Origin of the sequence: Christiangramia qingdaonensis (assembly GCF_048381525.1) — a bacterium.
GTDB lineage: Bacteria > Bacteroidota > Bacteroidia > Flavobacteriales > Flavobacteriaceae > Christiangramia.
In genome coordinates, this window is record NZ_JBLWIM010000012.1 from 221743 (window position 1) to 232628 (window position 10886).

A 10886-nucleotide genomic window follows, 5' to 3' on the forward strand; every position below is an offset into this window, starting at 1 on the left:
TCTCGACTCGAGTATTAAACTGTTTCCTGCTTTACCCAATCGTATCCTCTTTCTTCCAGTTCGTAAGCAAGTTCTTTTCCTCCAGACTTTACGATCTTTCCGTCCACCAATACATGTACGTAATCTGGTACGATATAATCAAGCAATCTCTGGTAATGCGTAATAAGCAATACCGCGTTATCCTTAGAGCGAAGTTTGTTCACGCCATTTGCAACGATCTTCAGAGCATCGATATCAAGTCCGCTATCTGTTTCATCAAGAATAGATAATTTTGGTTCAAGCATCGCCATCTGGAAGATCTCGTTACGTTTTTTCTCTCCTCCTGAGAAACCCTGGTTCAATGATCTGGAAAGGAATTTTCTATCGATTTCCAGCATTTCAGATTTCTCACGAATCATTTTCAGCATATCATTCGCAGGCATATCCGGTTGCCCGTGCGCCTTTCTTTGAGCGTTGATCGCTGTTTTAATAAAATTGGTTACAGAGACACCAGGAATTTCCACAGGGTATTGGAATGATAAGAACACTCCTTTGTGAGCTCTTTCCTCAGGATCAAGTTCGTTCAGGTCTTCCCCTTCGAACATCATTTCACCTTCAGTCATTTCATACTCTTCTCTTCCTGCGATTACCGAAGAAAGGGTACTTTTCCCGGAACCATTTGGCCCCATGATCGCATGAACCTCTCCTGGTTTGATTTCCAGGTTAATTCCTTTCAGGATCTCTTTATCTTCAATACTGGCGTGTAAATTCTTTACTTTAAGCATGTCTGTTATTTCTGAATCTGCCGAAGCAGACTGTTTGATATTCTATTTTTATTTATCTATTGAATCTGAAATACTGGCGCCTGAAATTTCCAGGATCTCCTTAATTTCGATGATCTCATCCCAGCCTTCCAGTCTTGGATTAGCCATGATCTTGGCTCTAACACGAACCGGGATCATCTCAAAATCATCAGATTTCAGATCGCTTACTTTTTCTGAAAGTAGCATTGCAACGGAATCCTGTTTAACACCGTACACGAAATTCTCTCCTCGTAGTACAGCAGCATCAGCTACATAAACAAAGTCTCCCTGAAGCACTTCCAGACTATCCTGAACTTTAGCAGTTACAGGCTCGATATCCAGTTCCTTTTGCTCATCATCCTGACAGGATACGAACAAAATAGCCACGATCATTATTTCAAAAAACCTTCTCATTGATCAAGTTGTCTTCAGAATCAATTATCCAACTGAACCTTCCAGCGAGATCTCTAATAATTTCTGAGCCTCTACTGCAAATTCCATAGGAAGTTTGTTCAATACTTCTTTACTGAAACCATTTACGATCAATGCGATTGCTTTTTCAGTATCGATACCACGCTGATTACAATAAAAGATCTGGTCTTCACCGATCTTACTGGTTGTAGCCTCGTGCTCTACCTGAGCAGATTTATTTTTAACTTCAATATAAGGGAAGGTGTGAGCTCCACACTCATTCCCCATTAAAAGGGAGTCACATTGTGAAAAGTTACGGGCATTTTCGGCTCTACCATTGATCTGTACGAGACCACGATAAGAGTTCTGAGATTTTCCTGCGGAAATACCTTTTGAGATGATCGTACTCTTAGTATTCTTACCAAGATGAATCATCTTAGTTCCGGTATCTGCCTGCTGAAAATTATTGGTCACGGCGATTGAGTAAAATTCTCCTACCGAATTATCACCTTTCAGAATACAGCTTGGATATTTCCAGGTAACTGCAGATCCTGTTTCTACCTGAGTCCAGGAAATCTTTGCTCCTTTTTCACAAAGTCCACGTTTGGTTACAAAATTGAAAACTCCACCTTTTCCTTCTTTGTTCCCGGGGAACCAGTTTTGTACCGTACTGTATTTGATCTCCGCATCATCCAAAGCGATAAGCTCCACAACTGCTGCGTGCAGTTGGTTCTCATCACGGGATGGTGCAGTACAACCTTCCAGGTAACTCACATAACTGCTCTCATCTGCAACAACCAGCGTTCTCTCAAACTGTCCGGTTCCTGCCTGGTTTATTCTAAAGTATGTAGATAGTTCCATTGGGCATCGAACGCCTTTAGGAATATAACAGAAAGAACCATCACTAAAAACTGCCGAGTTAAGGGCTGCATAGAAATTATCTTTCTGCGGAACCACGGTTCCAAGATATTTTTTAACAAGTTCTGGGTGTTCCTTGATCGCTTCAGAAATAGAACAGAAAATAATTCCTTTTTCAGCAAGCGTCTTTTTAAAAGTTGTAGTTACAGAAACTGAATCCATTACTACATCAACTGCAACACCGGCTAATTTTTTTTGCTCATCAAGAGAAATCCCCAGCCTTTTAAAGGTATCCAGTAATTCCGGATCCACCTCGTCAAGACTATCGTACTTCGGTTTCTTATTTGGAGCTGAGTAATAAGAGATCGCCTGGAAATCTGGTTTTGGATAATTTACATTAGCCCAGTCCGGCTCTTCCATTTTCTCCCATTCCCGGTAAGCTTCCAAACGCCATTGCGTCATCCACTCCGGCTCTTCCTTTTTCTTGGATATTGCTCTTACGATATCTTCGTTCAAGCCCACAGGAAAAGTATCAGATTCTATATCTGTATAAAATCCGTATTCGTATTCCTTGGTTTCGAGCTCTTTCTTTAAATCGTCTTCAGTATATGCCATTCTTCGTAATTCTAATTAAATTAAAGATCGGTAGTAACCGATACATAATTTTTACAGTGAAAAACTTTCACCGCATCCACAGGTTCTTTGTGCATTTGGATTATTAAAAACAAATCCTTTTCCATTCAATCCTCCGGAATATTCTAAAATAGTTCCAGCCAGATAAAGTACACTGCGTTTGTCAACAACGATCTTAACATCGTTATCTTCGAAGACCTTATCGCCTTCAGCCTGGCTATTGTCGAATGTAAGTTCATAAGACAACCCAGAACATCCTCCGCTCTTCACTCCTACCCGAACGTAGTCTGCTGTAGCATTAAAACCCTCTTCGGTCATGAGGACGGAAATTTTCTTTTTAGCCTCTTCGCTAACTTTAATCATAAGCTATAAAGATTAATTCTAAATTGAGTGCAAATATACTATAAAACAAGCGGTTTACCATAGACTAGGAATATGTTTTAAGAATTGAATCATAGAAGTCTTCGATAGAAATTCCAGTAGTCACCAAGGCAATATTTCTGCGACTTCAGAAGCTTTCCATGCTATCTTCTGAATTGCATTAATCTTTGTATTTTTGCATTCTAAATTTTCATTGCATGTTTGATAATAGTCAGGAAAGTAAGACGAACCTTTCAGAATTAGGTGAATTCGGTTTGATCGAACACTTAACCAAGCATTTTAGTCCAAAACTTGATTCTACGATAAAAGCTATTGGAGATGATGCTGCTGTTCTGCAATTTGATGCTGAAGAAACCGTAATAAGCACAGATCTTTTGATTGAAGGTGTTCATTTTGATCTTGCTTATATGCCACTAAAACATTTGGGTTACAAAGCTCTGATGGTTAATTTATCTGATATCTATGCAATGAATGCCACTGCGAGCCAGGTCACAGTTTCTATCGCTGTATCGAACAGGTTTCCGGTAGAAGCGCTGGAAGAGTTTTATGCCGGTGTACAATTAGCATCGAAAGTTTATAATGTCGACGTTATTGGTGGAGACACCACTTCTTCTACATCGGGATTTATGATCAGCGTTACGGCAATTGGTCATGCCAAAAAGGAGAATATTGTTTACAGGGATGGTGCTAAACCTAACGATCTTCTCGTGGTAACCGGTGATCTTGGAGCTGCTTATATGGGTCTTCAGGTACTGGAGCGTGAGAAACAGGTTTTTAAAGCGAATCCAAATTCTCAACCAGATCTTGAGCAGTACACCTATCTTATTGAAAGACAATTAAAACCTGAAGCCCGAAAGGATATCGCTAAGCTTCTGAGCGATCTTGGTGTAAAGCCAAATTCTATGATCGATATCAGTGATGGCTTGTCCTCTGAGATCATCCACCTCTGCAAGAATTCAAGAGTAGGCGCCAATCTCTATGAGGAGAAGATTCCGCTGGATCCTGCTGTGATCTCAGTTTGTGAGGAATTCAATATCGATAGCACTACGATCGCTTTAAGCGGTGGTGAAGATTACGAATTATTATTTACCATTGCGCAGGAAGATTACGATAAGATCAAAGGGAACCCGCATTTAACTGTAATCGGACATATGACTGAAGAAAATGAGGGCATGCACCTGGTGACCCGCGCAAATCAAAAATTACCACTAATCGCCAGAGGTTGGAATTCAATGGATAAGGAAGAGGATTAGTTTCCGAAACGGCTTTTCGGCCAGTATGTTATCATCTTATTTGGTTGGGTACAGGCTATTATTGAACAAGTCAATACAGTATTTTTATCTTGATTTAGCCAGAAAGAGAGTTATTCTAAAAATATAGATCGGAAGTAGCAGCGAACTAAACTGAAACTGCTAAGAAGCTTCCGCGTAAAAAGCCTGCTGTCGTTTTTGATGGATTTTTGCCAGATAGGCATTTGTTTCTTTAAATTTTGGTGTAAGTCTTGCAAGCAGTCCATCAGCCGTATCGGTCATCTCCATACCACATCTGCAGCATTGGTATTCGTGAACATGGTTCGTGATGTTTTTAGAAACTTTTAATTTATGACCAAACAAGTTGCATTGAACCTTTGTAACAGAGAACGAGCTAAAGTGTTTTTTATTCATAGGTGTATAAATTTCTGATTTCTAAGACTCTAAAGTATAAAAAAAAGTTAATGTTTCGATTAAAAGGTTAAATTAATCGATAAAAAGCATGTTTTTGTATAATTTTTCTGACATTTCCATCCAAGAATTATGACCTCCTTCAAGAATTGTAAGATCTGAATTTGTTGCTATTGCCAGCTTCTGAATATCAGTAATTTCGATTAGCGTATCATCCTCACCAGCAATAAATCTTTTACCTCCTTCAAATTTTTTCAAAGTCGCAGTATGATCTTTTCGATCTCGCATAGCTTTTGGCGTTTGCTGTATATTTTCAATATTCAACCTGAAAGCAGCTTGTTTAAAATGATCGATTTCATCTTTAAAAACTTCCCGACTTTCAGCAGAAAATAAATTGGAAATTGCCATACTTATAAAAGCATCCTTGTTGGTCGCCACTATATCTATAGACCTGTCCCGAATCTTTTTTCGTTCTACAGTATCTTCAGATGGTGTAGAATTAATCAACATGATTTCTTTCACCATCATAGGAAAATTATCGAGGAATTCCAAACCAACATAGCCACCCATACTATGACCTGCCAGGCTAACTTTCTGTATTCCAGTTTCGTTAAGAACAGCAGCTACAATATTTGCCATTTCCTGCATACTATGCGATCCTGAAAAATCTTTTGACCTTCCATGACCGGCTAAGTCTATGCAAATTATTTGCCGTTCCTTTCCCAGCCCTTTTTTAAAGTCATCCCAAATCGTCATATCTTCCAAAAAACCATGGAGCAAGACCAAAGGAATTTTCGTGTGGCCTGTTCCCGTAATCGTATAAAAGATCTCGTTGTCTTTATATTGTAGTTTCATAATAGTGTAAAATTAAAATACCGTGAATCCCAGGATTTGCAGTCTGGTATTCACGGTATTTCTAAACTTCAATTTCTAAATCCTTTTCTAAGAATTCATAATGTCTTCGATTTCTTCGATCTCGATCGGGATATTTCCCATTAGATTGAAAGGCTCTCCTTTTTCCTGAATGACCACATCATCTTCCAGACGAATTCCGAAGCCTTCATCAGGAAGGTAGATTCCCGGTTCTACGGTAAATACCTGGTTTGCTTCCATAGGTTCTGTCAAAATTCCGTAGTCATGGGTATCCAGACCGATATGGTGTGAAGTACCATGCATAAAATATTTCTTGTATGCCGGCCAGTCTGGATCTTCATTCTGTACATCTGCTTTGTCCAGAAGTCCAAGCGCAAGCAATTCAGAAGTCATCATCTTACCAACCTCAACATGATATTCTTTCCACATAGTTCCCGGAACCAGCATTTTAGTCGCTTCTTTTTTAACTTTGTTTACGGCATTGTAAACCTCTTTCTGACGATCTGAATACCGGCCTGAAACCGGAATGGTTCTACTTAGATCACTGGAATAATTAGCATATTCTGCTCCTGTATCAAGAAGGATAAGGTCACCCGCTTTACACTGTCTATTATTTTCAACGTAATGCAAAACATTGGCACTGTTACCGCTGGCGATAATTGGCGTGTATGCAAAACCTTTGGACCTGTTACGAATCATTTCATGATAATACTCCGCTTCGATCTCGTATTCCCAAACTCCAGGCTTTACAAAACCTAAAGTTCTGCGGAAAGCTTTTTCAGTAATGTTACATGCTTTCTGCATTAAGTCAAGCTCGATAGGATCTTTTACAGACCTTAGTCTTTGCAGGATCGGGTTGGCTTTTGCCACCTGGTGAGCAGGATATTTATCCTTACACCACTTGATAAAACGTTCATCCCTGGTCTGGGTATCATGATTGGCGCGATAGTGCTCATTTGTATTTAAGTATACCGTATCGCACTGAGTCATTACTTCAAAAAATACTTTTTCAAAGTCTTTCATCCAGTAAACTGTGCGAATACCACTCACATCAAACGCGTCTTCTTTAGTAAGTTTAGCACCTTCCCAAACCGCAATATGTTCATTCGTTTCAGTCAGAAACAGGATTTCCCTGTGCTTCTCTTCCGGAGCATCTGGAAACAGGACCAAAATACTCTCATCCTGATCTACTCCACTTAAATAAAAGAGGTCTCTGTTTTGCTGAAAAGGCATCGTGCTGTCTGCCCCAATTGGATAAATATCATTTGAATTAAAAACCGCCAGACTTTTAGGCTTCATCTTGTCCATAAAGTTCTTACGGTTCTTTATAAAGAGTTTCGAATCTATTCGATCATATTTCATAAACAGTATTTTTCAATTTCTTCAAAATTAAGGGATTTGACTCCAAAAGCCATTAAAGGCGTTTAAAATTTTGGGTATGCGCGGGTTTTGCTATTTTTAAGCACTACAAAATAAATTATGAAAAGAACTTACCATTTTCTTGGTGCTTTTTTGATAGGGATCTCTCCTATTATTGCACAACAAACTGCTACTAGCGGAGAAGCTTTACAAGAAGGCTTCGAACAAAAACAGGAACTACACCAGCAATCCATCGTAAAGAACATTCCGCTCCAGAATATTGGACCTAGCGTAATGAGTGGACGAATCACAGATTTTGCGGTGAATCCCGAAGATCCAACCGAATTCTATGCAGCTTATGCAACCGGCGGTCTTTGGTACACTAATAATAACGGGATTTCATTTACGCCGGTGATGGACAACAGTCCTTCGCAAAATATTGGCGATATCGCTGTAGACTGGAATTCTGGTACGATCTGGGTTGGAACCGGTGAGGTGAATGCTTCCCGTTCTTCCTACGCCGGGATAGGTTTATTGAAGTCGGCAGACCAGGGAGAAACCTGGGAATTCATGGGTCTTCCAGATTCACATCATATCAGTCGAATTCTAATTAATCCTGAAAATCCTGATGAAGTGGTAGTGGGCGTAACTGGTCACCTCTACTCCTCGAACAGTGAACGAGGGATCTATAAAACTACAGATGGTGGAAAAACCTGGAACAAAAACCTCTTTATAAATGAGCAAACCGGGATCATCGATGTTGCGGTGAATCCTGAAAACTACAACGAAATGTACGCGGCTGCCTGGGACAAGGATCGTAAAGCATGGGATTTTAGAGAAAGTGGTAAAAACAGTGGAATTTATAAAAGTACCGATGCCGGGGATAGCTGGACAAAGATCTCTACGGAAGCTTCCGGGTTTCCAACAGGCGACGGAGTAGGAAGAATTGGTCTTTCTGTCTACGATTCCAATACGATCTACGCGATAGTAGATAATCAGGATCGAAGAAAGTCTGAAGACAAAAAATCTTCAGATAAAAGCGGACTTAAAAAAGATGATTTAAGAAATATGAAAAAATCTGCTTTTCTGAAGCTTGATGATAAACAACTGGAAACTTACCTGCGGTCTAATGATTTTCAGAAGAAATATACCGCAGAGAAAGTGAAGGAAATGATCCGGAAAGATGAGGCAAAACCGCAGGATCTGGCCACGTACCTGGAAGATGCCAATACTCAACTTTTTGATACGCCAGTAATTGGAGCCCAGGTCTATAAAAGTACAGATGCCGGTAAAACATGGAAAATCACCCATGAGGATTACCTTGATGATCTTTATTATAGTTATGGTTATTATTTTGGGATGGTGCATGTGGATCCACAGGATGAAAATGCGATCTATATATATGGAGTGCCTATCCTAAAATCCAAAGATGGAGGTAAAACCTTTACTTCTATCGATGCTCAAAATGTACATGCAGATCACCATGCTTTATGGATCAACCCAGAAAAAAGCGGACATCTAATTGACGGGAATGACGGCGGAATCAATATCTCTTATGATGATGGTGAAAACTGGGTAAAGAACAATTCACCTTCAGTCGGGCAATTTTATACGGTTAATGTAGACAATGAAAAACCGTATAATGTATATGGCGGACTTCAGGATAATGGCGTATGGGTTGGACCACACACGAATACTGAAAGCAATGGCTGGGCCGCTTCCGGAGACTACAACTACAAAAGTATTATGGGCGGTGATGGAATGCAGGTGGAGATCGATTCCAGAAATTCTGATATCGTATATACCGGTTTTCAGTTTGGAAATTATTTTAGAATAAACAGAGAAACTGGCGAGCGTCTTTATATACATCCAAAACACGAATTGGGCGAAAGTCCTTATCGTTACAACTGGCAAACGCCCATTCTTCTATCTTCTCATAACCAGGACATCCTTTATATGGGTGGAAATAAGTTGATGCGCAGTATGGATCAGGGGGAAAGCTGGACCAGTATTTCCAAAGATTTAACCGGTGGTGGCAAAGATGGAAATGTACCTTATGGAACTCTGGCTACAATTTCTGAATCTCCATTTCAATTCGGAAAACTTTATACTGGAAGTGATGATGGTTATATCTACGGAAGTGATAATGCCGGTGCAGACTGGAAATTACTAAGTGCAGATCTTCCACAGGACCTTTGGATTTCGCGTGTGATCGCTTCTGAACATTCTAAGGATCGTGTTTATGCCAGTTTAAATGGTTACAGATCTGATGATTTTAAGCCTTATGTATATGTATCTGAAGATTCAGGAAAGAACTGGAAAGACATCAGCGCAAACTTACCAATATCTCCTGTAAATGTGATTCGGGAAGACCCATCCAATGAGAATGTACTTTATTTAGGAACAGATAATGGACTTTATGTAAGCCTGGATCGTGGAGATAGCTGGCAGGCATTTAGCACCAATTTTCCTAATGTAGCAGTTCACGATCTTCGAGTTCAGGAAGAAGAACAGGATCTGGTTGTGGGAACTCATGGTCGATCCCTTTATATCGCAGATATTTCCGCAATTGCAGCGATGAATATGGACGATATCAAATCTGCGCTAACTATTTCTTCGGAAAAAGAGATCAGGTTCAGTAACAGATGGGGGAATTCCTATAGCAAATGGATGGATCCTTATACTCCTGAACTAGGATTTACCTATTACACTTCAAAGAAAGGAAATGGGAAACTGAAAATACAGACAGAAGATGGAACTACTCTGCAATCGATGAATATCGAAGCAGACAAAGGCTTCAATACTGGATCTTATAATCTTAGTATTACAGAAGATTCAGCTAAAAAACTAGAGAAGCAGGACGAAAAAACCAGTATTTCTAAAGCTGAGGACGAGAAATTCTATATTCCAAAAGGCTCTTATAAAATGATTCTCGAACTGAACGGCTCCACTACAGAATCTACTTTTGAAGTAAAATAAAAACCTGGCTAATTGGGAGAATTTCGAAGCTTTGAAACTGAGCGATTATTTTTGAGACCTATGTCTCTGGATGATGCTGCTTTTATTTTCCAGCTTTACAATTCTCCCAAATGGCTTCAGTATATTGGAGATCGCAATCTGCGTAATATTGAAGATTCCAGAACTTATATTAAGGACAGGATGCTACCGCAATTACATAAACTGGGATTTTCTAATTATTGTGTGATTCGAAAAGTAGATAATGTAAAGATTGGCGCCTGTGGTTTATATGATCGGGAAGGCCTTCAGGAGATTGATCTGGGTTTCGCTTTTCTTCCAGAATACGAGGGAAAAGGCTATGCTTCTGAAGCTACTACCACGCTGGTTAAAGCAGCTAAAAATATCTTCAGCTTGAAAGCTTTACAGGCAATTACCAGACTTGATAATACGGGTTCACAAAAGTTATTAGAGAAACTAGGTTTTGAGCACATAGAGAACATTAAAATTCCGAAGGATCCTGCAGAACTTATGCTTTACCAAATTCAGCTATAAACTATTCGTAGAGACCCAGCCTGTTTTTAAGCCTAATATTCTCAGATTGCAATTGCTCTACTTTTCCTAACAGGTGACTAATCGCTTCAAGTCCCTGTATGTTTATTTCAAGCTCTTCATGCAACCTGCGCATCTTTTCGAATTTAGCCAGATGATCGCAATGTATATATTCAGTTTCATGCACCGTCACGATCTCAATGATTCCACTATCCTTGAGAGATGTAACAAATTGCCTTTCCACCTGGTAACGAATACAAATCTCCTCTGCTGGAATTAAATCTTCCTCTTTCATAAGCCCGTGTTTTTAAGTTTCTGAAACAGCTCCTTTTGCTCTTCGGTCAAATTCTTCGGAATATCAACCTGGTAAGTAATAAAAAGATCTCCAAACTGATCCTTCTTTTTATACTTTGGAAAACCT

General features: G+C 39.6%; 11 protein-coding genes and 1 pseudogene. 3 read left to right on the top strand and 9 right to left on the bottom strand.

Translation table 11 applies throughout. The features are described from left to right. Positions 1-14 precede the first annotated feature (14 nt). Genes sufC through ACNI3T_RS05910 form a run of 4 tightly spaced genes read right to left on the bottom strand, consistent with a single transcriptional unit; the run spans position 15 to position 3047 of the window. Positions 15-764, bottom strand: a complete 750-nt coding sequence (sufC, locus tag ACNI3T_RS05895) for a Fe-S cluster assembly ATPase SufC (RefSeq protein WP_141876572.1) — start codon at positions 762-764, stop codon at positions 15-17. 48 nt (positions 765-812) lie between these two features. Next, positions 813-1196: a hypothetical protein gene (locus tag ACNI3T_RS05900; RefSeq protein WP_418227039.1), complete on the bottom strand. Its 384-nt coding sequence runs from the start codon at positions 1194-1196 to the stop codon at positions 813-815. Positions 1197-1220: 24 nt separating this feature from the next. After that, positions 1221-2666, bottom strand: coding sequence for a Fe-S cluster assembly protein SufB (sufB, locus tag ACNI3T_RS05905; RefSeq protein WP_322301740.1), 1446 nt, complete (start codon positions 2664-2666; stop codon positions 1221-1223). A gap of 51 nt (positions 2667-2717) precedes the next feature. After that, positions 2718-3047, bottom strand: a complete 330-nt coding sequence (locus ACNI3T_RS05910) for a HesB/IscA family protein (protein WP_141876569.1) — start codon at positions 3045-3047, stop codon at positions 2718-2720. 215 nt (positions 3048-3262) lie between these two features. Here ACNI3T_RS05910 and thiL point away from each other — a divergent pair, with 215 nt between their 5' ends. Beyond that, positions 3263-4318: a thiamine-phosphate kinase gene (gene thiL, locus ACNI3T_RS05915; protein ID WP_322301739.1), complete on the top strand. Its 1056-nt coding sequence runs from the start codon at positions 3263-3265 to the stop codon at positions 4316-4318. Positions 4319-4477: 159 nt separating this feature from the next. Here the strand turns inward: thiL and ACNI3T_RS05920 are convergent, their stop codons facing one another. The 3 genes from ACNI3T_RS05920 to ACNI3T_RS05930 all read right to left on the bottom strand — a co-directional run bounded on the left by ACNI3T_RS05920 (position 4478) and on the right by ACNI3T_RS05930 (position 6961). Beyond that, on the bottom strand, positions 4478-4729 hold the full coding sequence (locus ACNI3T_RS05920; RefSeq protein WP_418227040.1) for a DUF1660 family phage protein: 252 nt from the start codon (positions 4727-4729) through the stop codon (positions 4478-4480). 72 nt (positions 4730-4801) lie between these two features. Beyond that, positions 4802-5581, bottom strand: a complete 780-nt coding sequence (locus tag ACNI3T_RS05925; protein WP_418227041.1) for an alpha/beta fold hydrolase — start codon at positions 5579-5581, stop codon at positions 4802-4804. 87 nt (positions 5582-5668) lie between these two features. After that, on the bottom strand, positions 5669-6961 hold the full coding sequence (locus ACNI3T_RS05930) for an aminopeptidase P N-terminal domain-containing protein (RefSeq protein WP_418227042.1): 1293 nt from the start codon (positions 6959-6961) through the stop codon (positions 5669-5671). A 117-nt stretch (positions 6962-7078) separates the two neighbouring features. Here ACNI3T_RS05930 and ACNI3T_RS05935 point away from each other — a divergent pair, with 117 nt between their 5' ends. Both ACNI3T_RS05935 and ACNI3T_RS05940 read left to right on the top strand, forming a co-directional pair. After that, on the top strand, positions 7079-9937 hold the full coding sequence (locus tag ACNI3T_RS05935; protein ID WP_418227043.1) for a VPS10 domain-containing protein: 2859 nt from the start codon (positions 7079-7081) through the stop codon (positions 9935-9937). Positions 9938-9949: 12 nt separating this feature from the next. Continuing rightward, positions 9950-10468: a GNAT family N-acetyltransferase gene (locus ACNI3T_RS05940; RefSeq protein WP_418227044.1), complete on the top strand. Its 519-nt coding sequence runs from the start codon at positions 9950-9952 to the stop codon at positions 10466-10468. A gap of 1 nt (position 10469) precedes the next feature. Here ACNI3T_RS05940 and ACNI3T_RS05945 read toward each other — a convergent pair whose 3' ends face one another. Together ACNI3T_RS05945 and ACNI3T_RS05950 are read right to left on the bottom strand one after the other, a co-directional pair. Beyond that, complete coding sequence (locus tag ACNI3T_RS05945; RefSeq protein ID WP_418227045.1) at positions 10470-10760, bottom strand: chaperone modulator CbpM; 291 nt, start codon at positions 10758-10760, stop codon at positions 10470-10472. Further along, positions 10757-10886 (bottom strand): annotated as a pseudogene (locus ACNI3T_RS05950) (J domain-containing protein); the annotation flags it as partial. The pseudogene ACNI3T_RS05950 and the gene ACNI3T_RS05945, both read right to left, overlap by 4 nt.